Origin of the sequence: Rosenbergiella nectarea, assembly GCF_900111105.1 — a bacterium.
Lineage (GTDB): Bacteria > Pseudomonadota > Gammaproteobacteria > Enterobacterales > Enterobacteriaceae > Rosenbergiella > Rosenbergiella nectarea.
In genome coordinates this window covers 217,835-243,869 of the sequence record NZ_FOGC01000003.1, presented here as the reverse complement: position 1 = coordinate 243,869, position 26,035 = coordinate 217,835, and the positions used below count along the sequence as shown (strand labels likewise).

The window sequence follows — 26,035 nt, the reverse complement described above, 5'->3', positions numbered from 1 at the left end:
CTCCTGTTAGTACTCAATGAACTACTTAGTCTTCAGTGTAGAGTGAAAGTGCCAGAATAGAACTCTTTTTTTATGCTTTATAAGATTAGTCTGTAAGCAAATTCGTCAAAAAATTCTTAACTAACTCACAAAAAAACCTTTAGTTTGTGACAAAACGCATTACCCAGGATAATTTAACACTTATTCAACATGTGTATGGGGGTTTTATGCGCTACGCGACACCGAAAGAGCAGGCATCATTAATTGAATTAAAAGACCGTTACGCTAATTATATCGATGGTCAATTCATCCCCCCTAAATCGGGCGACTACTTTACGAATACCTCTCCAATAGATGGATCAGTCATTGGTGAGTTTCCTCGTTCACAGGCTGAAGATATCGATTTAGCGGTAGAAGCAGCCTCTAAAGCGTTTACGGGATGGAGTAAAGTCTCTGTTCAGCAGCGTTCTGAGATTTTATTGAAAATCGCCGACAGGCTGGAACAGGCTAGCGAACGTTTCGCGGTGAATGAGACGTGGGATAATGGTAAACCAGTGCGTGAAACCTTAGCGGCTGATGTCCCACTCGCGGTCGATCACTTCCGTTATTTTGCTGGGTGCCTGAGAGCCCAAGAGGGCAGTTGTGCGGAAATTGATGAAACCACGGTAAGTTACCATTTTCATGAGCCCCTAGGGGTGGTGGGACAAATTATCCCGTGGAACTTCCCGCTGCTCATGGCGGCATGGAAATTAGCTCCAGCTCTTGCGGCGGGAAACTGCGTGGTACTGAAACCCGCAGAGCAAACACCCTTATCGATTACGCTGTTTGCGGAGTTAGTGGATGATCTACTGCCTAAAGGGGTATTGAATATCGTCCATGGCTTCGGCCGGGAAGCCGGTGAGGCATTAGCCGGTCATAAACAAATCGCGAAAATCGCCTTCACTGGCTCGACTGCCACCGGTCGCCATATATTGGAGCTTGCGGCCAAAAATATTATCCCTTCTACTGTCGAGCTTGGCGGTAAATCACCGAATATCTTCTTTGAGGATATCATGGATGCTGAAGAAAGTTTTATCGAAAAAGCCGCAGAAGGCTTAGTGCTGGGCTTTTTAAATCAAGGCGAAATTTGTACCTGTCCATCGCGCGCGTTAGTACAAGCCTCAATCTTCGACCGTTTCATGGCGGTGGTGATGACACGCATGCAGACCATTAAACGAGGTCACCCGCTGGATACGGAGACGATGGTCGGCGCGCAAGCATCACAACAACAATTCGAAAAAATTCTCTCTTGGTTGAATATTGCAAAGCAAGAAGGAGCTGAAGTACTTGCCGGTGGACACGCTGAAACCTTATCAGGAGAGTTAGGATCCGGCTTCTATATTCAACCGACTCTGCTGAAAGGCGACAATAGTATGCAGGTGTTCCAAGAGGAGATCTTCGGACCCGTTATTGGTATTACCACCTTCAAAGATGAAGCAGAAGCCATTGCCATCGCCAACGATACGATTTATGGCTTAGGGGCAGGGGTATGGACGCGAGATACTCACCGTGCCTACCGAGTAGGACGCGCGGTACAAGCAGGTAGGGTCTGGACCAACTGCTACCACTTCTATCCAGCACACGCGGCGTTTGGCGGCTATAAGCAGTCAGGGATAGGGCGTGAGACCCATAAGATGATGCTGGACCATTACCAACAGACAAAAAATCTACTCGTGAGTTATGGTATCGAACCATTAGGCCTATTTTAATGAATTAATATCCTTTTAATTCATTAGTTTACAAATTTCATTTTAGGTCTAGATAGCTTGGTGAAGTCCGTGTGTAGTGGTCAACAAAAATTGGCCACGGCTTTAGAGTTTTTCCAGAACAATCGTTCTGATTCATTCAGCGCAAAGCACTACTTACTTTAGCCGACTCGTTACTGTCAGAAGCAGATAAGCAGTCAGCGCTTAAAGAATTTGCTACACTTATTCCAGATGAAAGTGAATACGCTGAACAGTAAGAGGTAGCCGTGGCATTCCCATCCCCCGCAATAAATTACGTTGAAGCACGAATCAATCATAGGGACTCTCTTTTGCAATTAATCAAAGTAGATCAGTAAACGATGGTGTCAGTAGGAGTCTACTTCCTGACGATAATGAGCAGTAGCTAGTGGTCCAAATGTTGGAAAAAACATTATTAATACTTTACAGTGTATAAATTCTTACTTGGTGAACAAAAAAAGGGGGTAGATTGAAGCTCTATTCAATACAGTATCTAAGGGGGATGGCGGCGATACTGATTCTCATCGCTCACAACTCATTTTTGTTAGGGGGCTCGATTTCAAAAATCATCCCAGGAGCACTAGGTGTTGATATTTTTTTTATCATCAGCGGATTCATAATAGCTTTCATAACAAGCCAGCACTATGAACCGCCTATAACATTTGCAATAAAAAGAGTCTTTAGAATTTGGCCATGTCTATTTGTTGTATGGCTGCTTTCAACGCTTATTGTATATAAGTGGGATAATGCGGATAAAACTGTTTGTGCATTGTATTTCTGTCTCCAAAACTTTAATTCACCGGGGCCAAGTTTTGGATATAGCCCATTGGGTCCACCCTGGACACTTACTTATGAGATAACTTTCTACATCATATTTATGCTATCTATGATAATAAGCTATAGGCATAGAGTTTCAATTTGCATTCTTATAATTCTCTCGCTGATGACATCTCTACAGATGTTTTTCAACGAAAGTTTTGCATGGTCTTCGCAGGCTTCACTCAGAACCATCAGTTTTAGTTGGTGGGGAGGCATTCTGAAAATTCTAAGCAACACTATATTTATTGAGTTTATAATAGGTATGCTTTTGCATGAGGTTTTAAAAAAAATTCACACATTTAAATCCTTACCGGTGTCTAGAGTTTTCTTGTTTATCTTTGCTATAAGTTCAATTTCATCATTCGTTGTTGGTCCTCAAGTTTTCGGTGTTGAGGGTGGGATGACATTAGCGGTGTTGATTGTTACTTCTTTAGTTATCTCTGAATATCTCAGTGAATATTGTAACTTTAAGCCGTTATCATTCCTAGGTGATGTTTCATACTCAATCTATTTGGTTCACTTCCCAGTTATGATGTTTATTACTGATAAACATGGTTTCTTGTTTAATACTCTACCCCATTCTGTTTTATTTATTACATCCATAATCATTAGTATTTTACTGGCATATTTATTAAATTTTCTAATTGAAAAGCCTTCAATAAAGTTAGCAAGAAGTCTCGTTGGATTTATAGCTGATAGGATTACGCTCAAGAAGATGCCAGAGTGTTAGGAGTGGTGACTTTTATGGTGAAGGAGATACCGAGAGGAGAGGGAGAGGATTACCATCTTGACGGATAGGGAAATGTTTCTACTTGTGGTAGCATCCTTCGCTTAGATTTTAGGTGTGTCAATTTTGTGTCAAACGAGAGACACAAATCGGCACAAAAATGCAAAAATCTGTAAAGGCGATTTAGAGTAGGCTGGCTAAGTCGTGGGCTTAACGGGGTTTTTACTTCGTATTTATTTGCATCTAATCAGACAAAAAATCTACTCGTGAGTTATGGCGTGAAGCCTTTGGGGCTGTTTTAGATAAGTAGGGCGGCCAGTGGCCGCCCTGATCGATTAATGAACGAACATCACCGATACACAAAGGATCCCCACAATTAGCGTAATAAAATTGCCTACGCTGCGATAGGGTTTTAATTCTTTTATTAACCAAGTTGAAAGAGTAGGCATGATGAACAGAATCATTGCAATCAATGGACCACTGATCGCATAAATCATCGATAGTGCATTAGGATTGATACTGCACACCCCAAACGTAATCAGTGACACAATACAGACCGAAAGCGCGCGATTAAATCGATGACTACGGGTAACACCCATTTGTTTGAGGGTAGTACGTGTCAGTTCTGTTGCCCCTTCAATCACCCCGAAGTAAGTCCCCAGGAACGATTTCGACATCGCGACAATGGCAACGACAATCCCAGATAACGCTAACCAAGCAGGTGAGTCCGGCTTCATCGACAGTGCTGATAAAATCGTTAATCCTTTATCCTTCGCCTCGTGAATATACGCGTTAGGGATAGATAGATAACAACTGAAAACGAAAATAATACGCTCAGGCTGATGACCAAATATGCCCAACGCATAATGCGTTCACAACTAGAGATGGCCTGGTCGCCGTGGGCTTCACGTTGTGCCACCGAAAAGGTTGAGATAATCGGCGTATGGCTGAACGCGAAGACCATTACCGGCAGTGACAACCATATTTGGTGCAGGCTGGCCGTCGAGAATTCGCCATTAAGTGACAGTAACTCTGGATGCCAATCTTTAACCATATAGCATGACAAAAAGAAGAAGTAAGCCAGTATTGGAAAGACCAAAAAGCCCATCACGCGAATCGTTGCTTGGCGTCCCATCAAGAAGATCAAATTCAATAGCACGACCACCAAGAAACTCAAGCCTATTCTAGCAAGATGTGACAGGGGATAATGGGTAGAGATTTGCTCTATAAGAGAATTCGTGATTGCGACGGCGTAAATTAAGATAATTACAAAGAAAGCGATAAAGTAGAGGAAGGTAATGACATTCCCCACACGCTTTCCATAGTAATATTTTACCGCATTAGTGATACCATCTCCGGGTTCACGCGCAGGAGCCGCGAGGATAAACTGACTTAAGGCTTTATGCGGCCAATAGGTCAGTGGCCACGCAACAAGGGCAGTGAGGAAGAGGACCAGCGTCCCAGCGGAACCGAGTTGGATAGGGAGAAACAATGTTCCTGCGCCTACCGCTGTACCGTAAAGGGCAAAACCCCATAGAGTAGCTTCTTTTGACCAAAATCTTGCCATCGATGAATTGATTATCCTGGTTAAATTGAAAAAGGCCGCTAATCTATCACATTAATTTGATTACTGTTAGAACGATTGATGGAGTCACTATGAGTAAGAAAGTATGGGTACTAGGCGATGCGGTAATCGATCTACTACCAGAAAGTGAAGGTCGTCTATTGCAATGCCCCGGTGGCGCGCCTGCCAACGTCGCGGTGGGTATCGCCCGTTTAGGGGGTAACAGTGCTTTTATCGGGCGAGTAGGGGATGATCCCTTTGGTAAATTTCTACAAAATACGCTAAAAAAAGAGCAAGTCTCTACTGACTATATGCATTTTGACACGGAACAACGAACGTCGACGGTCGTAGTGGGGCTGGACGAGGACGGCGAGCGTTCTTTCACGTTTATGGTAAAACCGAGTGCTGACCTGTTTTTAGTGAATCAAGATTTGCCAGGCTTTCAAGCAGAAGAGTGGTTACATTGTTGCTCAATCGCACTGAGCCGTGAGCCGAGTCGTGCCACGACCCTCGAAGCGATGGCGCGGATCCGCCGCGCCGGTGGAAAAGTCTGTTTCGACCCGAATATTCGTGAAGATTTTTGGCCTAACGAACAAGTACTACGCGACACCTTAGCGCAAGCGCTGACCCTCGCCGATGTGATTAAACTTTCCGAAGATGAATTGCAGTTTATCAGTGGCAGCCATCAACTTGAGCAAGGTATTGCACGGGTTGTGGACGCTTATCAACCTGAGCTTCTCGTCATTACGCGTGGTAAAGAAGGCGTGACTGCATTCTATCAAGGGAGCCTAAGCTATCACGAAGCAAAACCGGTGGTGAGCGTCGATACGACTGGGGCTGGCGATGCCTTTGTCGCGGGGCTACTTTACGGTTTGTCAACGCGGGGATTCCCGCAATCAAGCTCGCAACTTGAGAGCGTACTCGCTTTGGCGCAGGTCTGCGGGGCATTAGCCACCACTGCCAAAGGCGCGATGACTGCGCTACCTTACTACTCTGAAATCACTAAGCAATTCTAAGCGACGGTCTCGTCGTTTATTTTAATGTGTTTGTGATGAAAAAGAGTTACCCTATACCCACAAAGTATAGGGTTTTTATTTTTTGAATGAGGTTTTTCATGCAAGCACTTCCTCCTTGCCCCCAATGCCAATCGACTTTTACCTGGGAAAACGAGGGTACACTAAACTGTCCTGAGTGTGGTCACGAATGGTCTACCACTGCCTCGCTAGAAAATGATGAGACACTCATCGTTCGAGATGCTAATGGTAATTTACTGAGTGATGGCGATGCGGTGACCGTCATCAAAGACTTAAAAGTGAAAGGTAGCTCCACGCCCCTTAAAATCGGGACTAAAGTCAAAAGTATCCGCTTAGTTGAAGGTGACCACAATATCGATTGTAAAATTGACGGCTTTGGGCCGATGAAATTGAAATCAGAGTTTGTGAAAAAGAATAGTTAAGAGTGAGCTCCACCCCAGAGTCATCATGAATATGGGGTGGTTTTCGTTACAGTGTCACTTCCTTATCCCTTAGCGGCGGCGATTTGCGTCTCCCTAAAAATATCCCTCCAAACAGCAGCATGACACTGACTATTGCTGAGATGATCCAAAACAGGTGTTGGTAACCATACTGGTCGTGTAACGCACCGAGCGGAAAAGAGATGACGACTACGCCGATCGAACTGGCCACTTGAAAGCCGATCAAAAAAATCGTTGATGAGAGGCGTTTATCGAAGTAGAGCGTACTGTATTTAAATACTGCAATCACACATAGCGGGACTTCTAAAGCATGAAGCAATTTTACCGCTGAAATCAGATAGGGATTGACGCTGACCGCACAGGAGAAAATCCTTACCGCCATAATCATTACGCCCAATAGTAACGCATTTTTGGCGCCGATACGGTTAACTAAAAGCGGGGTGATCGCCATAAATAAGGCTTCAAGGATCACCTGTGACGCGTTCAGGTAACTATAAACTTTTGCCCCCAAGGTCGCCGAGCTAAAAAGCTGGGTATAAAAAATCGGGAATAGCTGTTGGTCAAAAATATTATAAAATGACCATGTCCCAATAACGAATATGACGAACAGCCAAAAATGTTTATCGCTAAGCACGGCGGTAAAATCTTGGCGAGTAATCGTTTTCTGCTGCTGGATCACCTGCCTGGGTGGGGTAAAACGAAAATTAAGATAAGCGAAGCCCACGCCGAACAGTGAAACTAGCCAAAAGTTAAGGTTAGGATCAAGACTAAACAGGATACCCGCCACAAACGCCCCCAAGGCGTAACCTAACGAACCCCATGACCTTGCCGTACCGTATTCAAAATGGAAATGACGGCTGATCTTTTCAGAAAATGCTTCCACCAATCCAAAGCCAGCCAAGTAACCAATACCGAGAAATAGCGCACCAATGATTGCCCCAACGTAGAATGCATTGAGCAACAGAGGTTGGTAGATAAAGGTCATAAAGGGGCCAGTTAGCACCAGTGCTGCGCTGATCACCCACATCAAGGTTTTTTGTAAACCCAACTTATCTTGTATCACGCCGTAACCGAGCATAAAGACGATACTGGTGGTTTGATTCAGGGCATAGAGCATTCCCAGCTCCGCGCCGGTAAGGCCGATACGCTGCTTCAACCAGATGGCATATAACGACCACCATAGCGACCAGCAAATAAAGAAAAGGGCAGAATAGCCCGAGGCAATGCGGTAATTAGGGTTTTTAAAAGGGATTGAAAGCACCATCATAGACTCCCAAATGCGTCGATTAGGGATAGTGATACGCTGTTTTGACGCTTTGAGAATATGCCGAGTGCGAAAGCGTAATCTTCATCACACTTATCCTTGGTTAACGTTAACATATGTGACTTAACGCACATTTTAAGATGATGATCTCTTTGCAGTTCGGCAGGTTAACGTTAACAATGGCAGTAATTCAGTTTAGGAGCTTGCTATGAATACGTTAGAACAGGGCCAACAGGCGTTAGACGCGCGATATCCTCTGCGCCGCAACCAGTACTACCCCCAATTTCACCTTGCCCCTCGTGCCGGATGGATGAATGACCCTAATGGACTGGTATATTTCAACGGACGTTATCATGCTTTCTATCAACATCACCCCTTTAGTGTGGAGTGGGGGCCGATGCACTGGGGCCATGCCACCAGCGATGATATGGTGCAATGGCATCATCAGCCGATAGCCTTAGCCCCAGACAGCGAAGCGGATCGCGATGGCTGTTTTTCTGGCAGTGCGGTGGTCGATAATGGCCAATTAGCGTTAATTTATACTGGGCATCGTTGGTTGGGCGAGGTCGGAGACGACAGTCAGATCTGTGAAGTTCAGTGTTTAGCTACCAGTCAAGATGGCATCACTTTCACTAAACAAGGCGTCATTCTACAGCCCCCAGCAGGTATTATGCATTTTCGCGATCCGAAGGTGTGGCATGAGGCAGGAAGCTGGTGGATGGTGATAGGCGCACGCGACACGCAGCAGCGGGGGCAAGTGTTGCTCTATCGCGGCGACTCCTTGACAGCATGGACCTTCGACCGTGTTTTAGCTCAGGCTGACGCCGGTGAGGGCTATATGTGGGAGTGTCCGGATTTCTTTGCTCTGGGGCGGCATCATTATCTGCTCTGTTCCCCTCAGGGGATCGCCGCACAGGGCGACAGATTTATGAATCTGTTTCAGAGTGGGATAATTACCGGACACTGGTCTGCGGGAGGCGATTTTACCGATCAGCAAGCCTTTAAAGAGCTCGATCATGGCCACGATTTTTATGCACCGCAAAGTGTTGTCGCCGCGGATGGCCGCCGGATTATCATGGCGTGGATGGATATGTGGGAGTCACCGATGCCAACTAAGGCCGAGGGATGGTGTGGATGTTTTACGCTGCCGCGTGAGTTGACGGAAGAAAAGGGACTACTGCGGCAGCGTCCAATTCGCGAGCTACAGAATCTACGCGGCGAGGGTAGCTACTGGCCACCTCAGTTACTTATCGAGGAAAAGTTGCTGCAAGAGTCAGTAGAGGCAGCAGAAGTGAGTCTTCATTGGGATCTCCAGCGAGTTAGCGCCACGGCCTTTGGTCTGAAAATAGGTCAGGGCCTCACCTTAAGTTATCAGGTTGCCGAACGACGTTTATCACTGACGCGTGACTATTCGACGGAGGGACTAGTGGACTCACGGCGAGTCGAGATAAGCGACGCCACCGCGATGCAGTGGCAGATCTATATCGATCGTTCCTCGATCGAGGTGTTTATCAATGACGGTGAAGCGGTTCTCAGTAGCCGGATTTACCCCACCGAGGGTGACCGCCAGCTTAAGCTGTTTAGTCAAGGCGGAGACGTGGCAGTTGATACGCTGCACTACTGGCCGTTACGGTCGGCGATAGAGTGACGCTCTAACAGTGGGCAGGCCAGCGAATGAACGCCAGGTTTGTCCCACTGTTCAATAAGATGGCGAGCCGCCTGCTCGCCAATTTGGTAATGGGGCAGCTGTAAGGTGGTTAATCCCGGCAAAAATAGATGACCTACCCCCACGAGATTATCGAAACCGATCACCGCGATATCTTGCGGGATCTTGACTCCCATTGTCAGCAGTTGCTGGTAAGCCACGAATGCGGCCCGATCATTACCACAAATCAGTACATCGTGGGCGAGTGAAGGGGGCGTGAGATGCGTCGCCAGTACTTCAGCCAACTGTAAATATCCCTCATCGCCTTTCGGCATATGGCATTGGGTCACCTCGTCCAAGTTTTTACCGGCGTCAAACCACGCCTGCTCGAAGCCTTGCCGCCTGGCCGTCGGCGCAAGCTCGTTTTCGGGTAACCAATAACAGAGAGGACGTTGGTAGCCACGTGCGAGTAGATATTGAGTGGCTTGATACTGCGCATGATAATCATCAGGAATATAGCTGGCGAGGTGCGTATCATCCGATATACAGTTGGCTAATACCACTGGTAGCCCAAGTAATGCCTCGGGGAGCCGGATTTTCCGAAGCCCCATAGTGGTGTAGATAATGCCATCAGGCCGGTGTGCCAACACCTCGCGGGCGGCGCGTTGCCTGTCACCCACCGCAGAAACATTAATGATGAAGCTGTTCCAACCGAGCCGCTGCGCGGTGTGCTCGATGGCTAACAATAGATCAACAGAGAAAGGGGTGGTGGCGGTATCTTCAGCCAGTACGGCAAGAGTACGGGGCCTATTGGCTTGCCCGCGAATTTTCTGTGCCGACAGGTCGGGCACGTAATGTAGCGTGTTAATGGCTTCTTCTACGCGTTGACGGGTCATAGCAGTAACACGCGGGGCATTATTGATCACCCGGGATACCGTCATCATTGATACTCCTGCCAACTGAGCAACGTCTTTAAGTGAAGCCATATCATCCCCTTTTTATGCTTGCCGTTAGTCTAGCAAAAAGCCAAACCGGGCACAGCAAATAGTCAGTGTGGTGGATCCTATAGCCTTTCGTAATCTGCCGAACTCCAAGGGAGATCACAAAACGTGAAGTGACAGCTGTTTTGTCCATATCTTCGCAGTTTCTTGCTCTGATCAGCCGTTGCAGATTGGCTTAAGGTGGAGACGTTTTCATAACCGCTATAGGCATAAATCATGAATATTGCTGAGACGACTAAAAAAGGGGGGCAGGAGACGCGTCGAATGACCCTATTTGTTTCTGTGGCGGCCGCAGTGGCTGGCCTACTGTTTGGATTAGATATCGGGGTAATCGCTGGCGCGCTGCCGTTCATTGCTGATCATTTTACGCTCAGTAATCGGTTACAAGAGTGGGTCGTCAGTAGCATGATGTTGGGAGCGGCTATCGGCGCGCTGGGTAATGGTTGGTTATCTTTTCATCTAGGACGCAAATACAGCTTATTGATCGGTGGAATTTTGTTTGCCATCGGCTCAATCGGTTCTGCATTAGCACCCAATATCGAACTGTTATTGATCGCGCGTGTGCTATTAGGGGTGGCGGTGGGTATCGCCTCTTATACCGCTCCGCTCTATCTCTCGGAGATGGCGAGCGAGCATGTTCGCGGCAAGATGATTAGCATGTACCAATTAATGGTCACCTTAGGGATTGTACTGGCCTTTTTATCTGATACCGCATTTAGCTACTCAGGAAACTGGCGGATGATGCTCGGGGTGTTGGCCTTCCCGGCAGTAGCACTCATTATTATGGTGGTCTTCTTACCTAACAGTCCCCGCTGGTTAGCGGAAAAGGGCAGAGATAGTGAAGCTGAAAAGGTGTTACGATTGTTACGCGACAGTTCCGCCCAGGCGCGTCATGAGCTAGATGAAATTCGCGAAAGCTTACGCATCAAACAAGGTGGCTGGCGCTTGTTTTTAGCAAACCGTAACGTACGCCGCGTGGTATTCCTCGGTATGTTGCTGCAAGCGATGCAGCAATTCACGGGCATGAATATCATTATGTACTATGCGCCGCGGATCTTTAAGATGGCGGGCTTTACCACCACTGAGCAGCAGATGATTGCGACCTTAGTGGTAGGGCTGACCTTTATGTTTGCTACCTTTATCGCTATTTTCATGGTGGACAAAGCGGGGCGCAAGCCGGCCTTAATTATCGGTTTTTGTGTGATGTCGCTCGGTACCTTTGTCTTGGGTTATTGCTTAAAATTATTCGAGCAAGGTCATGCGTCACCGCTGTTACCTTGGCTTTCTGTCGGCATGACCATGCTCTGTATTGCCGGTTATGCGATGAGCGCCGCACCCGTTGTCTGGATCCTCTGCTCAGAAATTCAACCACTGAAATGTCGCGACTTTGGCGTCACCTGTTCGACTACCACCAACTGGGTCGCCAATATGATTATCGGCGCAACCTTCTTGACCCTACTGGATGCCATTGGCGCTGCAGGAACCTTCTGGCTATACACGATAATGAATATTGCCTTTATCATTATCACCCTTTGGCTCATCCCTGAAACCAAGAATGTTACGCTAGAATTTATCGAGCGACGCTTGATGCGTGGCGAAAAGCTACGAAATATCGGGGTCTAACTTAGGATGGCCAGCGTAATGAGCGCTGGCCTTCTTCTTTGCTTAACAGTTGGTGGCTACGATTCACTCGAAACTCGCTGGGACTGCTACCGGTACATTTACGAAATACCCGTGAAAAATAAAGCTGGTCATCAAATCCTACACTGCTACCAATCGCGGCAATAGACAATTGACTGGTACTTAGCAATAGTTTTGCTTGATTAATACGTTGGTCCTCCCGCCATTTTAAGACACTCACGCCTAAATGCTGACGAAAAAGATGTGATAAGCGTGACGCGGATAAGCAGACACTCTCGGCGACATCGCTAATTTCCAACTGATTATCGCTCAGGTGCTCATTCATATATTGGCAAGCGGCATGAATGCGAGGGTCCAGTTGTCGCTGCAGCGGGTCGGTCACGGATTGTTGGCGGCGGATTAATAATTGCTCCAAGAGATTCATCGCGAGCATTTCAGAATAGAGTCCACCAAGACTTACTGTTTCAATGATTTGTGCAAAAAGGGTGCTATAAATCTCTCCGTCTTTCTCTTGCGGGCGATAGAAGCCAGTATGTGCCATTAATGATGGCCATTTAAGCCATTCTCGCCAATAGGCTCTCGGTCGAAAGTAGACCCATTGATGGTGCCAGCAGGGGGCATCAGGGTGACGTCCATAATGATGGACCGCCTCAGGCGAAAAGAGCCACAGATCGCCCGCTCGACAAGGGTGAGACGTGTTTCCTTCTAAGATGATCCCTTCACCCTTTAAGGTGTAATTGATGATGTAGCCCTTCATTCCCTCAGGACGGTGGATAAAAAAATCCAGATAACTCTCTTTATCAATCGGTGTAAGCCCAGCAACGAGATGGGTATTAAACGAATAACCTGGTAACAGTGGATCGAGCTGGGGTTCCGCTGTGTGACGCTGGGTAAGTGTCCGTAACATCATTAATCCTTAGCCATGAAATAGGGCGGTTACCGATAATCTTTTTGCATCAGGGTTATCGCATAGTAGAAAGGTTTACCGAGAAGGGGGTATGCCTCTTAGCAAAAATTAGGACTCCGTCACATTTCATCGGGTGATAGCGTTTTTCTCCATATCCTCAGCATCCAAGCCCTTACTCCTGGTACTCGGCGTCCCGTAAGGTGAATAAAGAATTTAGCAAAAGGGGAGCCGATCATGCCTATAAGCTTAGGTCTTGATTTTGGGAGTGATTCAGTACGGGCGTTGGCAGTAGAGTGTGAGAATGGCGCAGAAGTCGCGAGTGGCGTTGCCTATTATTCACGCTGGCAGCAAGGCCACTATTGCCAACCTGCACATGGACAATTTCGTCATCATCCCAACGACTACATTGAGTCGTTACAGCAGGCGATAATTGACACTTTGCAGCAGTTGACACCCGCTCAACGGCAAAGCGTTATCAGCATAGGCGTCGATAGCACCGGCTCGACACCGGCACCGATCGATGCCAGTGGTCAGGTTCTGGCTTTACGGTCTGAGTTTGCGGATAACCCCAACGCGATGTTCTTGCTCTGGAAAGATCATACCGCTGTGCAAGAAGCCGAAGAGATCACCGCGCAGTGTCAGGCTGCCGGGGCGGTGGACTATACCGCGTACACAGGGGGCGTTTATTCTAGCGAGTGGTTTTGGGCCAAAATTATCCATATTACGCGCCACGATCCACAGGTCGCACAGCACGCGGCATCGTGGGTGGAACTGTGCGACTGGATCCCTGGACTGTTAACAAACCAATTAACCCCCGAAAAACTGGTAAGGGGCCGCTGCAGTGCAGGCCATAAAGCGTTATGGCATAACGATTGGCAGGGATTACCGCCACAACAGTTCTTCGAGACAATCGAACCCACATTATCTCAACATCTTCAATTTCCACTCTATCATGATACCGCTACGGCTGAGCAGGCCGTCGGCACGCTCAGTGCAGACTGGGCAGAAAGGCTGGGATTGTCCACGCAAGTGGTGATCAGTGGCGGGGCTTTCGATTGCCATATGGGAGCCGTCGGGGCAGGAGCCAAGCCTAATACGCTTGTCAAAGTCATTGGTACCTCAACATGTGACATTGTCACAATTGAGCCGTCGCAACTTGGTGAGAAAACGATTCAGGGGATTTGCGGTCAGGTTCCAGGAAGTGTGGTACCTGAATTGATCGGGTTAGAGGCAGGCCAATCGGCCTTTGGCGATATTTATGCATGGTTCGAGCGCGTATTGCGCTGGCCCCTGCAGCAGTTGGCCGTCCAACAGCCAGCTTTAGTGCCAGACATTAAACACTATGAGCAACGCCTACTTAGTGACCTGACTGACGCTTGGCAAAGAGATCCTAAGCTTGACCACCTGCCCCTCATTATCGATTGGTTTAACGGTCGACGCACGCCGGTTGCCAACCAGCGTCTGAAAGGGGTGATCACCGGCTTAACCTTGGCGACGGACGCACCCGCGTTGTTTGGGGGATTGATCGCTGCCACAGCTTTCGGTGCGCGCGCCATTATGGATTGTTTTATCGACCAAGGGGTGGCCATCGACCATATTATGGCGCTGGGCGGTATTGCACGCAAAAACCCGGCGATTATGCAGGTGTGCTGCGATGTGTTGAATCGCCCATTACAAATCGTTGCCTCCGACCAGTGCTGTGCCTTGGGTGCTGCGATCTTTGGCGCGGTAGCAGCGGGTCATTATCCCGATATCGCCAGTGCTCAACGCGTGATGGCCAGCGGGATTGAGAAAACGCTATCACCGCAACCCGATAATGTCGAAGCCTATCAGCACCTCTTTCAACGCTACCGCCAGTGGGCGGTGAGCGTAGAGTCACACTATCGTAATCCGCGCAAACATGATGCCGCGTAGCAGGAGAGAATGATGAAAAATATTTTTGAGCAGTATGAAATTTGGTTTGTGATCGGTAGCCAACACCTCTATGGCGAAGAGACCTTAAAGCAGGTATTTACTCAGGGTGAAAAGGTGGTTCATGCGCTTAATCAGTCCGAAAGATTACCTTGCCAGTTAGTGTTAAAACCGCTGGTCACCACGCCACAAGAAGTGACTGCCTTGGCGCGCGAGGCCAACTATCTTACTCACTGTGCAGGGATCGTGGTCTGGCTGCATACTTTTTCACCGGCGAAGATGTGGATTAATGGCTTAGTGGATCTGCATAAACCGCTGCTACAATTGCATACCCAATATAATGCCGCCTTACCTTGGGGCGAGATTGATATGGACTTTATGAATCTCAATCAAACGGCGCATGGTGGGCGGGAATTTGGGTTTATCGGCGCGAGAATGCAGCGAGAACATCAGGTAGTCACTGGCCATTGGCAGCAACCCGCAACCCAACAGCGCCTCGCGCAGTGGATGCGAACCGCGATTGTTAAGCAAGATACCCAATCTCTTAAAGTGGTACGCTTCGGCGATAATATGCGTGAGGTGGCGGTCACTGAAGGGGACAAGGTCGCGGCACAAATCCGCTTTGGCTACTCTGTGAATACTTGGGCCGTGGGGGACCTGGTGGCGGGGGTTAATCAGGTGAGCCAAGGGGCAGTCAATGCCTTGATCGAGGAGTATGAAGCGACCTATCAATTCACCCCAGCGGCGCAATCTAAGGGGGATAAACGGCAAAATGTGATCGATGCCGCCCGTATTGAATTGGGCATCAAACAGTTTCTTGAAGAGCGTGAGGCTCACGCCTTTACTACGACCTTTGAGGATTTACACGGACTGGCGCAACTGCCCGGACTGGCGGTGCAACGCTTAATGCAACAAGGATATGGTTTTGCCGGCGAAGGGGATTGGAAAACGGCCGCCTTAGTCAGAATGCTGAAAGTGCTGGCCATAGGGTTACCGGGCGGAACCTCTTTTATGGAAGATTATACTTACCACTTCGAAGAGGGTAATGATTTAGTGCTGGGCTCGCATATGCTTGAGGTCTGCCCGACGATTGCCACGCCACATAAACCAATTCTCGATGTTCAACCTTTAGGCATTGGCGGTAAGGCCGACCCGGCACGTTTAATCTTCTCTACCGCAACGGGTCCGGCGGTCAACGTTAGCCTGATTGATCTCGGCGATCGATTCCGACTACTGGTCAATCAAGTCGAGGCGATCGAGACCCCGCATGCGCTACCCAAGTTACCGGTCGCCAATGCGCTATGGCGCGCTCAGCCCGATCTGCCGACGGCCTCTGAAGCCTGGATGATTGCCGGCGGGGCGCACCATACCGTATTTAGTCAGGCCTTAACCATTGAGGATACACGTCGCTTAGCCGATCTCTACGGGATTGAGATGGCGGTAATCGATCAGCACACCACCCTAGCAAGTTTCCGCGACCAGTTACGTTGGAACGACGCTTATTTCCGTTTTCAACGTTGAATAGAGAGGAGTCCTTATGCTTGACGCGCTAAAGCAACAAGTGTTTGCGGCAAACCAAGCCTTACCCCAGCATAATCTGGTGACCTTAACCTGGGGAAACGTTAGTGGGGTGGATGAGACGCGACAGTGGGTAGTGATAAAGCCTTCTGGCGTCGATTATCGAACCATGACCGCGGAAGATATGGTGGTGGTGAGTCTGGAGAGTGGCGAAGTAGTGGAGGGGCGCTATCGCCCTTCCTCTGATTTACCCACGCACCGCTATCTGTATCTTACCTATCCCCAGCTGGGTGGTATTGTGCATACTCATTCGCGGCATGCCACGATTTGGGCGCAAGCAGGGCGTCATTTACCGGCGTTCGGTACCACTCATGCAGATTATTTCTATGGCGAGATCCCCTGTACACGGGCGATGCAGGACGCTGAAATCCGCGAGGAGTACGAGTGGCAAACCGGCGCGGTGATCGCGGAAACGCTACGCGCCCATCAGTATCCACCTGACGAGATGCCGGGTATCTTAGTCCATTCCCATGGGCCCTTTACTTGGGGCAAGGATCCGGCCCATGCGGTGGAAACGGCTATTGTGCTAGAAGAGGTCGCCTATATGGCACTCTTCAGCCAGCAGTTACAGCCACGGTTATCGGCTATGCAAGCCACGTTACTCGACAAACACTATCTACGAAAACATGGCAAGCACGCCTACTACGGTCAATCCTAGGGTTTTAGGGTCGGCCAGAGAGGGGGGGGGGGTTATTTGAATTTGAGCAGTTTCACCGTCTCGTCAATATCGACCTCATCTTCACTAAAGACCAAAGTTTCCCCTTGGAAGGTGGTGATAGCGATTTTACGCAAAGTACGGGTAGCATCTGGGCTCTGATCGGTTTTAGGGCGAATGGTGTTCATTAACATCCCAACACTTAAAATAGTGTTCGCTTTGTCGATGCTTTGGTTCGCCGGAACCTCTTCGGTGTACAACCGATAGTTTTTGATTGCCGTGAGTTTGACACGCTCACCGGCAATAAATAGATATTTACTCGGCGGGATCACTTTTACGGCATAGGCCGACAGGCCTTTATTATTGGTGGTCGGTTCGAAAGTGACCGCCGCATCTTTTTTGATTAACTCGGGGTTAGCGACTTTAACCTCGTGGAAATAACGGTTATCACCCATCTCATCTTTGATAAAGCCAAAGCCTTTCTCTTTAAACCAGGTGGTGATGGTGCCGTTTAATGCCATGTTGTCCTACCTTATTTCTGACTTTCTTCACTGCGCGCAGTGTAATGCATATTGCACCAAGACTCTATCGCTTAGCGTGGGAACGGGGAAATTATAAGAAGGGCAGTGATCCTGCTACGAGGCAATTCCTCAATGAAACGGTTCCGATGATGAAAGGCTTAGTGGGTATTATTGAGTGAGGCAATTGCGTTAAGGTAAATTTTATCACTCACTTGCTTGACCAGGTGAGCCGTCCTTATCGACAATTTGCTGTACACATTTAAGACTGAAATCAGGGGTAGAGGTACGTTAAAATACCTTATTCGTTAAGTCCCCCGTGTTGTATTGAGGCGAGAACATCACCTCTACTAAGGTGACCAAATGAACGGGGCCACTCTATTTTCGTGGGGGATGGGGATTTAAATCTATTAAATATTGATATCAATCAAATCTATAGAGTTTCATTTAGATATTATCAGGGTAATAAATTGTTTAAATATAGATACTTTTTATTTCTGCCAGGTTAATTAACTGACTGCTCAAACAACAAATCCTGCCGGTGCTGAATCAGCAGTTGCTGACCCACATGGCAGCGAAGCAGAAACCCCAACGCCTGACGCTTAGCTGGAGTGAGGAAGAGGGGATTGGACTCGCGTTCGATCTTGCACAAGGAGTGTCGGGATGAGCAGTCATTTTCCACTAAGATTTAGCCATAACCACCACCTGCTGGCAGTGAAAGACTGCGAGTCTGTACTCGATGTGCTGGCCTTTGAAGGCTCAGAGTCCCTGAGCACGCCGTTCAGTTACCGTATTGAATTCACCAGTTCTGACCATGCCCTCAGCAAAGAAATGATGCTGAGGAAAGCGGCCTCCTTGACGCTGCAGGCCCCGGTTGACCAGGGTTACGGCATCAAAATACAGCAGGCCGTGCGCATCCTTCAGGGGGTGGTGAGCGGCTTTGAACGTCTCAACACCTCAAAAGATGAAACTCACTATGCCCTGACGCTGCAGCCACGCCTGGCGCTGCTTGACCGCTCGCATCAGAACGCGATTTATCAGGATATGTCGGTGCCGCAGATCGTGGAAAAAATTCTGCGTGAGCGTCACACCATGCGCGGTCAGGATTTTCTGTTCTCACTGACAAAAGAGTACCCGCGCCGTGAGCAGGTGATGCAGTACGGCGAGGATGACCTGCACTTTATTACCCGTCTGTTGGGCGAGGTCGGTATCTGGTTCCGCTTTACCACTGATACGCGCCTGAACATTGATGTGGTGGAGTTTTACGACAGCCAGCAGGGTTTCGAGAAAGGCCTGATCCTGCCGTCGATTCCGCCATCAGGACAGCATTCAAAAGGCGCGGACTCGGTCTGGGGCATGGAGAGCCATCATCGCGTGGTGCAAAAACAGGTCAGCACCCGTGATTATAATTACCGCCAGGCCACGGATGACCTGAACACCCAGGTCGATGCGACCCGCGGGGATACCACCACCTATGGTGATGCCTATCACTATGCGGATCACTATTTAATAGCGGGCAGTCCCTATGACCGCAATCCGCCCCCGGAGTCTGGAGCCTTCTATGCTCGCATTCGTCATGAACGTTATCTGAATGGTCAGACGCAGATCCATGCCATCACCAGCTGTCCGACCCTCTCTCCGGGGCAGGTGCTGAAAGTCACCGGTGGTGACGACGTGGCAGAGGTGTTTGCTCAAGGCGTGATCATCACGGCGATACACAGCCATGCGCGGCGTGATGAAGATTTTGGCGTCAGGTTTGACGGGATCCCGGACAGCACGGATTTTTGTTTCCGCCCTGACCCTGGCTCACGCCCGGTGATGGCCGGCACCTTACCGGCCCGCGTTACCAGTACCACCGAGAACGACATCTACGGCCACATCGATAAAGACGGCCGCTATCGCGTCAATATGCTGTTTGACCGTGATAACTGGGAGACCGGGTTCGAGAGCCTGTGGGTCCGCCAGTCTCGCCCCTATGCCGGCGACACTTACGGCCTGCACCTGCCACTGCTGGCGGGCACCGAAGTGGCGATTGGCTTTGAGGACGGTAACCCGGATAGACCATACATTTCCGGCGTACTGCACGACTCGGCACACGGTGACCCTGTCACCCTCCGCAACTACAAACGTAACGTGCTGCGCACCCCGGCGAACAACAAAATCCGCCTGGATGACAGCCGCGGTCAGGAGCATATCAAGGTCTCCACGGAGTACGGCGGCAAGAGCCAGCTGAATCTCGGGCATCTGGTGGACAGCGATAAGCAACAGCGCGGTGAGGGATTTGAGCTAAGAACCGACAGCTGGGGCGCCATTCGGGCACAGAAAGGGATATTTATCAGCGCTGATGGTCAGACGAAAGCACAGGGTCAAGTGCTGGAGATGGGGGCGGCACTCGCAAGGCTGTCAGCAGCATTAGTGGAAATGGAATCGCTCGCTGCCAGCGCACAGAAAGCCCAGGCACTGGCTGCTGATGTCAGCCGTCAACAAAAACTCCTCAAGCAGAAAATCGAACAGCTGCATGAAGAGGTCATCCTGGGCAGTGCACCGAAAGGGATGGCGCTGGTGAGTGGTGAAGATATGCAGCTATCGGCCAGTGATAATCTGACGCTGACTGCAGGCAAACAACTGGATATCGGGGCCCAGAAGAATTTCACGCTGGCTGCGGGTAAGCAACTCAGTCTGTACAGCCGTGAGGGTGCAAAACTATTCAGCTCGAACAACGATATTGATATTCAGGCGCAGGGCGGAAATATCACCACCTGGTCCACACAGGACACGCATATTTCTAGCGGCAAGAAACTGGTCGTGACGGCACAGGATGAGCTGACGCTGATATGCGGCGGCGGCTATATCAAAATCAAAGGCGGAAATGTTGAGATTGGTGGGCCTGGCAAACTACTTATCAAGAATACGGGTATCAAGAAAGCGGGCTCCAGTAGTATGCAGGGCGTGATGAAGTCATTTGAGCCATCAACGTTTGATGAGAAATTTGTTATTACCCACCCCGTTACAGGTAAACCGCTGGTAAATCAGAACTATGATATTCATATGCCGGATGGAAAGATTTTATCTGGTGTCACTGATAGCTCAGGCAATTCATCATTAATAATGTCAAAAGCGGTTGATGGACTGAAAATCGTATTGAAAAAATAAATCAAGGAATAGAATTATGATGAATCTAATTATGCGGATGTGCTTTATATACAGTGTGTTTGTTCTGTGTGGATGTGTGGCCGGCCCTTATGGTGGAGGTGTTGCTTTTGTGAATCCTTTTCCTGCTATGACTAATACACAGCCAGCGCCGGAAAAGAAAAAACAGCAACCCGAGGTGTTCGGACCCCCACAGGTAATTTATCGGATTGATAAAGACCGTTACTTTACGCTGGAAGAATACACCCGTTGTGAAAACGGTAAAACATTTTATAACAACAAGGCGAAAGGGATTCATACCCAGATAGCACCTTCTTCAGGTTATTTATTTAAAGGACGACTATTTTGGTTGTCAACCCGCGATGACTATCTGGCTTTCCCTATGACAAGAAATAATAACAAAGCTGCTTGCATGGGGTCTGATAAAGGGTGTCTGAATATTGTTTCAGTAACAACTGATGGTGGGAAAACAATGCGTTCGGTGACTTATGGCTCAAATACGCAGGATCCTAACGGTAATACAAAAGACTATGACATGCTGGTGACTGATGAAGGTTTTTACATGATTAAGTTTTGGTATGGTCATAGGAGCTCTACAAATGGCTCTGTAAATAAGTGGACATTTAATCCAGCAACCAAAGATTCAAATCCAGCCTATCCTGGGGTGACGGGGCCTGTTTATCAGAAAGAATTACCCATGGTCGATATCTCTAAGGTAAAACAAATAAATATTCAGTGTGACCGGAAGTTGGAGCCCAAATGATCGGTAGGAGGCATAGGAAAATGAATACTAATTTATCAGAGCCAACCAGAAAGACAGATGTCCATGTTACTGATAATGGGATGCCATATTCATATTCGATGACTTCGCATAAAAATGTAAAAACACGGGCTGAGGTTCAGCCTCCCTTACAGTTGCCCGGCTTAGTTATTTTTGTTCATGGCGTAAATTCTGAAGGTGAGTGGTATAACCGTGCTGAAGAGTCATTATGTGAAGGTTTAAATAAACGACTAGGTTTATTCGACAAAGATGAAGGCTTTTGGTTAAAGCAAAACACTTATTATGACTCTCATTGGAATGATGATAAAAGCGAGTGGGTCGTACCACCTCGTAAAATAGCTGAGGAAGGCCGATCTCCCGTTATTAGATTTTATTGGGGATATCGCGCCGCCGATAATGAATGCGATAAATATGCTATTCCGTTGAAAAATAAACAGGGCGATAATAATTAACCTGATACGAGCCCTGACTGTTGTGAAAACAGCTTAATAGCTTCCCTATTTGCTGCGGACTCAATGCCTGTTTGTGCTGTGTCTTATTAGCCGGAATCGCCTTACGCACCGGCCAGACAGGATCGCTATCTGCTCTGAGCGTCGCCACCGCCAGCTCAAAAACGGATGAAATGGTGCGGTGGGCTTCACCGGCAACGGTCGGAGCGCCGCGCTTAGCCGTTTCCTGAAGAATTTTAAGAATGTGATGTGGAGTGATCTCTCTGACTGGCAGCTTACCAATTGCGGGAAAAACCGCTCGTTCAAACATATCCAGTCGGCGCGTTTTGGTAATTGCGGCCCAGTCTTTCATCTGCAACTACTCTTTAGCGATCAGCTCAAAGGTGTTGGATGCGTCGTTGACCTTGCGGATCTTATCTAACTGGCGAGCCTGTGTCGGGCTAACTCCATCCGCGACTTGTTTACGCGCTTGCTCACATCTCTCGCGAGCTTCGGCAAGTTCGACCGTTGGGTACTCACCCAGCGCGAACATGCTGGATTTGCCGTTGAGTGTAAACCGATAGCGCCATGCCTTTTTGCCGTTGGGTTTCACTTCGAGGTAGAGACCATTGAAATCATTGAGTCGATAGAATTTTTCTTTCGGCTTAGCAGTGCGGCATTGCATATCAATGGGCATAACGGGGCCTTGTTTAATTATTATACCGTTATTGTACTCACTTAAAATGAAGACGGAAAAATATCGTATTCATCAATGTACTCATTTGATAGCGTTGTTACGAGATGAATTAAGACAGCATGAAATGAAAAATCCACGCAATTACGTGGATTATATAGGGTTTTTCTGTTGTTATGAGATTCAGCGAAACCTCATGAGACAACAAATTTTACTTAGACATTAAACAAGAAATTCATAATATCGCCATCTTTCACGATATATTCTTTTCCTTCCGCACGCATTTTTCCGGCTTCTTTCGCGCCTTGTTCACCTTTATTGGCGACAAAATCGTCGAAACCGATGGTTTGCGCACGGATAAAGCCTTTCTCGAAGTCAGTATGGATTTTACCTGCAGCTTGCGGGGCGGTTGCGCCGACCGGGATGGTCCACGCACGCACTTCTTTTACCCCAGCAGTGAAATAGGTTTGCAGGTTGAGGAGGCGATAACCCGCGCGGATCACACGGTTTAAGCCCGGCTCTTCAATCCCCAGTTCTGCCATAAACTCGTCACGCTCGTCGTCTTCAAGCTCAGAGATATCGGACTCGACGGCGGCACAGACCGGAACAACGACGGAACCTTCTTGCTCAGCAATCGCGTAAACCTGATCTAAATACGGGTTATTATCGAAGCCATCTTCGTTAACGTTAGCGATATACATCGTCGGTTTGAGCGTCAGGAAGCTTAAGTAGCGAATAGCGGCTTTCTCATCCGCATCGAGGCTAAGGCTGCGTAACATCCCGGCATTTTCTAAATGCGGCAGGCATTTTTCTAATACGGCTAGCTCAGTTTTTGCGTCTTTATCGCCGCCTTTCGCTTTCTTCTGTAGGCGTTGAATCGCACGCTCACAGGTATCGAGATCGGATAGCGCAAGTTCGGTGTTGATGACATCGATATCGTCAGCAGGGTTAACTGTCCCAGAGACGTGGATAATGTTATCGTTTTCGAAACAGCGAACAACGTGGCCAATGGCTTCGGTTTCGCGGATGTTAGTCAAGAATTGGTTACCCAGACCTTCACCCTTTGACGCGCCTTTTACCAATCCGGCGATATCGACGAATTCCATGGTGGTGGCGATGGTACGTTGGGGTTTCACAATCTCAGCAAGTTGATCGAGACGAGTATCGGGCATGGGGACCACGCCGGTATTCGGTTCAATGGTACAAAACGGAAAGTTAGCCGCTTCGATACCTGCTTTCGTCAGTGCATTAAAAAGAGTGGATTTACCGACATTTGGCAGGCCCACGATACCGCATTTGAATCCCATGCTTGACTACCTTATTACGTTAATTATGCTGCGCGACAGCGCGCTGGATAGCAGAAAATTTGTCGCATTATACACAACTTTTGGCAAAGAGGGCAGCGCACTCAACTTGCTTTAAAGCTGTGGAGACGGTTCATGGCGCGTAGGCGATCTTCTTTTAACCATACTTCCGTACAGCGTGCGGCTTCATCAATCGCATCATCGATTAACTTTTGCTCGCTCAGCGGCGGTTTTCCTAATACAAAGCCCGTCACCTTATTGCGGTCACCTGGATGCCCGATACCAATACGTAAGCGATGGAAATCGGCAACATTCCCCAGTTTGCTAATGATATCTTTCAAACCGTTGTGGCCACCGTGGCCACCGCCTTGTTTGAACTTGGCGACGCCAGGGAGGAGATCCATCTCATCGTGAGCCACCAAGATCTCCTGCGGTTGAATACGGTAAAAATTCGCCATGGCGGCGACTGCTTTACCACTTAAATTCATAAAAGTTGTCGGGACGAGCAGGCGGATGTCTTCCCCAGCGATTGAGAGACGCGCCGTCGCGCCAAAAAATTTCGCTTCTTCTTTTAACGGTTGGCGAAAACGGTCGGCCAGTAGGTCGGTATACCAAGCCCCAGCGTTGTGACGCGTGGCGGCATACTCGGCACCGGGATTCGCTAAACCAACAATTAATTTAATGGTACTCACTGGGATCATCCTATGCGCGGCAAAACCGCTAGTGTACTGCAAGGGTTATAGAAAGTTCAAAAACATTCCCGCAAGCGCGTTTTGCCACCCCGCACAAAGTGTTAAAAATGTCACAGATTGTGATCGCGGTTAAAGATAATAACGTCATAAGTATTTAAACTTTTGTCAATTAACGTAAGAGTTTTGCTAAGGAGAAGCGAATGAAACGCGTACATACTTCGTTGTTAGGCAATAGTTTAATGGTGGTAGGGCTGGTGCTATCGGTCAGTAGTCTGTTGATTGCTTTACTGAGTCAAGCGCAAGGGTCGATATTTACGGAGAGCTGGGCGACCGGTTCTGTGCTGGGTATTTTTCTGGGTGCGTTTTTCTGGCTGATGGGCGCGCAAATAAGCGGCCGTGAGAAAGTGTGCGAAAAATACTATTTACTGCGGTTTCACCAACGTCATCCGCATCGGCGTCGTCATCCATAATGGATTTAAAAAAATGGGCCGAAAGGCCCATTTTTACGCGATTAGTGTTCGAACATCGCAGAGATAGACTCTTCATTACTGATACGACGGATCGCTTCAGCCAACATTCCCGATAGGGTAAGCGTTCTTACATTTGGCAACGCTTGGATTTCTGGCGCTAACGGAATGGTGTCACAGACCACCACTTCATCAATCACTGAATTACGTAAGTTCTCTAATGCATTACCCGAGAATATCGGGTGGGTGGCATAAGCGAATACACGTTTTGCGCCACGCTCTTTCAGTGCTTCTGCTGCCTTACATAAGGTTCCACCGGTATCGATCATATCGTCGACTAAGATACAGTCACGACCCGCCACGTCACCAATGATATGCATGACTTGTGAGACGTTGGCGCGTGGGCGACGCTTATCAATAATTGCCATATCGGTATCATTTAATAATTTCGCGATAGCACGAGCCCGGACAACACCCCCAATATCTGGAGAAACGACAATCGGGTTCTCCATACCCAGCTGCTGCATGTCTTCGAGTAGAATTGGGCTACCAAACACGTTATCCACCGGCACATCGAAGAAACCTTGGATTTGTTCGGCGTGCAGGTCAACGGTTAGTACACGGTCAACGCCAACACTCGAAAGAAAGTCTGCGACCACTTTGGCAGTAATCGGTACACGTGCAGAACGCACGCGGCGGTCTTGACGCGCATACCCAAAGTAAGGGATTACGGCAGTGATACGGCCGGCCGAGGCGCGACGCAGTGCATCGATCATGACGACCAGTTCCATAAGGTTGTCATTGGTCGGCGCACAGGTGGATTGGATGATAAAAACATCTCCGCCCCGTACATTTTCGTTAATCTGAACACTGACCTCTCCATCGCTGAAACGGCTTACAGCGGCGTTTCCTAGAGTCGTGTATAAACGATTGGCAATGCGTTGCGCTAGTTCCGGCGTGGCGTTACCAGCAAAAAGCTTCATATCAGGCACGAGTTAAACCTCAGGCTTTGGGTCCAAAGAATGCCCACCGTAATCGGGCAATCTCACAGGTATAGGTAAGTAACAGCAGGT

Annotated in this window: 20 protein-coding genes and 2 pseudogenes; 13 read left to right on the top strand and 9 right to left on the bottom strand. The window is 48.5% G+C overall.

Going from position 1 to position 26,035, the window contains the following annotated elements; translation table 11 throughout:
- Positions 1-206 precede the first annotated feature (206 nt).
- Positions 207-1,727 (top strand): acetaldehyde dehydrogenase ExaC, encoded by a 1,521-nt coding sequence (gene exaC, locus BMX14_RS05765; protein WP_092674084.1) that lies wholly within the window; start codon positions 207-209, stop codon positions 1,725-1,727.
- Positions 1,728-2,211: 484 nt separating this feature from the next.
- Entirely contained in the window at positions 2,212-3,291 is a 1,080-nt protein-coding gene (locus tag BMX14_RS05760) for an acyltransferase family protein (RefSeq protein WP_092674081.1), read from the top strand.
- Between the two features lie 332 nt (positions 3,292-3,623).
- On the opposite strand, the pseudogene BMX14_RS05755 reads toward BMX14_RS05760, so the two are convergent.
- Positions 3,624-4,855, bottom strand: a pseudogene (locus BMX14_RS05755) (amino acid permease).
- Between the two features lie 89 nt (positions 4,856-4,944).
- Here BMX14_RS05755 and BMX14_RS05750 point away from each other — a divergent pair.
- Together BMX14_RS05750 and BMX14_RS05745 are read left to right on the top strand one after the other, a co-directional pair.
- The gene (locus BMX14_RS05750) at positions 4,945-5,868 is read left to right on the top strand and encodes an aminoimidazole riboside kinase (protein WP_092674078.1); all 924 of its coding nucleotides are present in this window, start codon (positions 4,945-4,947) and stop codon (positions 5,866-5,868) included.
- A 98-nt stretch (positions 5,869-5,966) separates the two neighbouring features.
- Positions 5,967-6,308 carry a zinc ribbon domain-containing protein YjdM gene (locus BMX14_RS05745; protein WP_092674075.1) on the top strand — a complete coding sequence of 114 codons (342 nt, stop codon included), beginning with the start codon at positions 5,967-5,969 and terminating at the stop codon, positions 6,306-6,308.
- Positions 6,309-6,354: 46 nt separating this feature from the next.
- Here the strand turns inward: BMX14_RS05745 and BMX14_RS05740 are convergent, their stop codons facing one another.
- Positions 6,355-7,590 (bottom strand): oligosaccharide MFS transporter, encoded by a 1,236-nt coding sequence (locus BMX14_RS05740; protein ID WP_092674072.1) that lies wholly within the window; start codon positions 7,588-7,590, stop codon positions 6,355-6,357.
- Positions 7,591-7,798: 208 nt separating this feature from the next.
- Here BMX14_RS05740 and BMX14_RS05735 point away from each other — a divergent pair, with 208 nt between their 5' ends.
- The gene (locus BMX14_RS05735; RefSeq protein ID WP_092674065.1) at positions 7,799-9,238 is read left to right on the top strand and encodes a glycoside hydrolase family 32 protein; all 1,440 of its coding nucleotides are present in this window, start codon (positions 7,799-7,801) and stop codon (positions 9,236-9,238) included.
- Here the strand turns inward: BMX14_RS05735 and BMX14_RS05730 are convergent.
- Complete coding sequence (locus BMX14_RS05730) at positions 9,208-10,221, bottom strand: LacI family DNA-binding transcriptional regulator (protein WP_092674062.1); 1,014 nt, start codon at positions 10,219-10,221, stop codon at positions 9,208-9,210. The two genes, BMX14_RS05735 and BMX14_RS05730, sit on opposite strands and share 31 nt — an antisense overlap.
- A 231-nt stretch (positions 10,222-10,452) precedes the next feature.
- Between BMX14_RS05730 and BMX14_RS05725 the strand changes: the two genes are divergently transcribed.
- Positions 10,453-11,859, top strand: coding sequence for a sugar porter family MFS transporter (locus BMX14_RS05725; RefSeq protein WP_092674059.1), 1,407 nt, complete (start codon positions 10,453-10,455; stop codon positions 11,857-11,859).
- 1 nt (position 11,860) lies between these two features.
- On the opposite strand, the gene araC is transcribed toward BMX14_RS05725, so the two are convergent.
- Positions 11,861-12,784, bottom strand: coding sequence for an arabinose operon transcriptional regulator AraC (gene araC, locus BMX14_RS05720; RefSeq protein WP_092674056.1), 924 nt, complete (start codon positions 12,782-12,784; stop codon positions 11,861-11,863).
- Positions 12,785-13,018: 234 nt separating this feature from the next.
- Between araC and BMX14_RS05715 the strand changes: the two genes are divergently transcribed.
- From BMX14_RS05715 to araD, 3 genes are read left to right on the top strand one after another with little or no spacing between them, the layout of a single operon-like run.
- Positions 13,019-14,698, top strand: coding sequence for a ribulokinase (locus BMX14_RS05715; RefSeq protein ID WP_092674053.1), 1,680 nt, complete (start codon positions 13,019-13,021; stop codon positions 14,696-14,698).
- Positions 14,699-14,710: 12 nt separating this feature from the next.
- Positions 14,711-16,216: an L-arabinose isomerase gene (gene araA, locus BMX14_RS05710; RefSeq protein ID WP_092674050.1), complete on the top strand. Its 1,506-nt coding sequence runs from the start codon at positions 14,711-14,713 to the stop codon at positions 16,214-16,216.
- A 16-nt stretch (positions 16,217-16,232) separates the two neighbouring features.
- Positions 16,233-16,931 (top strand): L-ribulose-5-phosphate 4-epimerase, encoded by a 699-nt coding sequence (araD, locus tag BMX14_RS05705; RefSeq protein WP_092674047.1) that lies wholly within the window; start codon positions 16,233-16,235, stop codon positions 16,929-16,931.
- 32 nt (positions 16,932-16,963) lie between these two features.
- On the opposite strand, the gene BMX14_RS05700 is transcribed toward araD, so the two are convergent.
- On the bottom strand, positions 16,964-17,449 hold the full coding sequence (locus BMX14_RS05700; RefSeq protein ID WP_092674045.1) for a cold-shock protein: 486 nt from the start codon (positions 17,447-17,449) through the stop codon (positions 16,964-16,966).
- A 660-nt stretch (positions 17,450-18,109) separates the two neighbouring features.
- On the opposite strand from BMX14_RS05700, the gene BMX14_RS05690 reads away from it, so the two are divergent.
- The 3 genes from BMX14_RS05690 to BMX14_RS05680 are packed head-to-tail and all read left to right on the top strand — an operon-like array spanning position 18,110 to position 21,829.
- Complete coding sequence (locus BMX14_RS05690) at positions 18,110-20,599, top strand: type VI secretion system Vgr family protein (RefSeq protein ID WP_092674039.1); 2,490 nt, start codon at positions 18,110-18,112, stop codon at positions 20,597-20,599.
- Positions 20,600-20,615: 16 nt separating this feature from the next.
- Entirely contained in the window at positions 20,616-21,359 is a 744-nt protein-coding gene (locus BMX14_RS05685; RefSeq protein WP_092674036.1) for a T6SS immunity protein Tli3 family protein, read from the top strand.
- Positions 21,356-21,829, top strand: a complete 474-nt coding sequence (locus tag BMX14_RS05680) for a T6SS effector phospholipase Tle3 domain-containing protein (protein WP_442638226.1) — start codon at positions 21,356-21,358, stop codon at positions 21,827-21,829. The genes BMX14_RS05685 and BMX14_RS05680 overlap by 4 nt, the downstream gene beginning before the upstream one ends.
- Here BMX14_RS05680 and BMX14_RS05675 read toward each other — a convergent pair.
- The 3 genes and pseudogenes from BMX14_RS05675 to pth all read right to left on the bottom strand — a co-directional run.
- Positions 21,822-22,502 (bottom strand): annotated as a pseudogene (locus BMX14_RS05675) (tyrosine-type recombinase/integrase); the annotation flags it as partial. The gene BMX14_RS05680 and the pseudogene BMX14_RS05675 overlap by 8 nt on opposite strands.
- Before the next feature lie 212 nt (positions 22,503-22,714).
- Positions 22,715-23,806 (bottom strand): redox-regulated ATPase YchF, encoded by a 1,092-nt coding sequence (gene ychF, locus BMX14_RS05665; RefSeq protein ID WP_092674030.1) that lies wholly within the window; start codon positions 23,804-23,806, stop codon positions 22,715-22,717.
- A gap of 101 nt (positions 23,807-23,907) precedes the next feature.
- Entirely contained in the window at positions 23,908-24,504 is a 597-nt protein-coding gene (gene pth, locus BMX14_RS05660) for an aminoacyl-tRNA hydrolase (protein WP_177173093.1), read from the bottom strand.
- 191 nt (positions 24,505-24,695) lie between these two features.
- On the opposite strand from pth, the gene BMX14_RS05655 reads away from it, so the two are divergent.
- A complete protein-coding gene (locus BMX14_RS05655) occupies positions 24,696-24,965 on the top strand; it encodes a DUF2583 family protein (protein ID WP_092674024.1) in 270 nt (89 codons plus the stop codon).
- 41 nt (positions 24,966-25,006) lie between these two features.
- On the opposite strand, the gene prs is transcribed toward BMX14_RS05655, so the two are convergent.
- On the bottom strand, positions 25,007-25,954 hold the full coding sequence (gene prs, locus BMX14_RS05650) for a ribose-phosphate diphosphokinase (protein ID WP_092674021.1): 948 nt from the start codon (positions 25,952-25,954) through the stop codon (positions 25,007-25,009).
- Positions 25,955-26,035 lie beyond the last annotated feature (81 nt).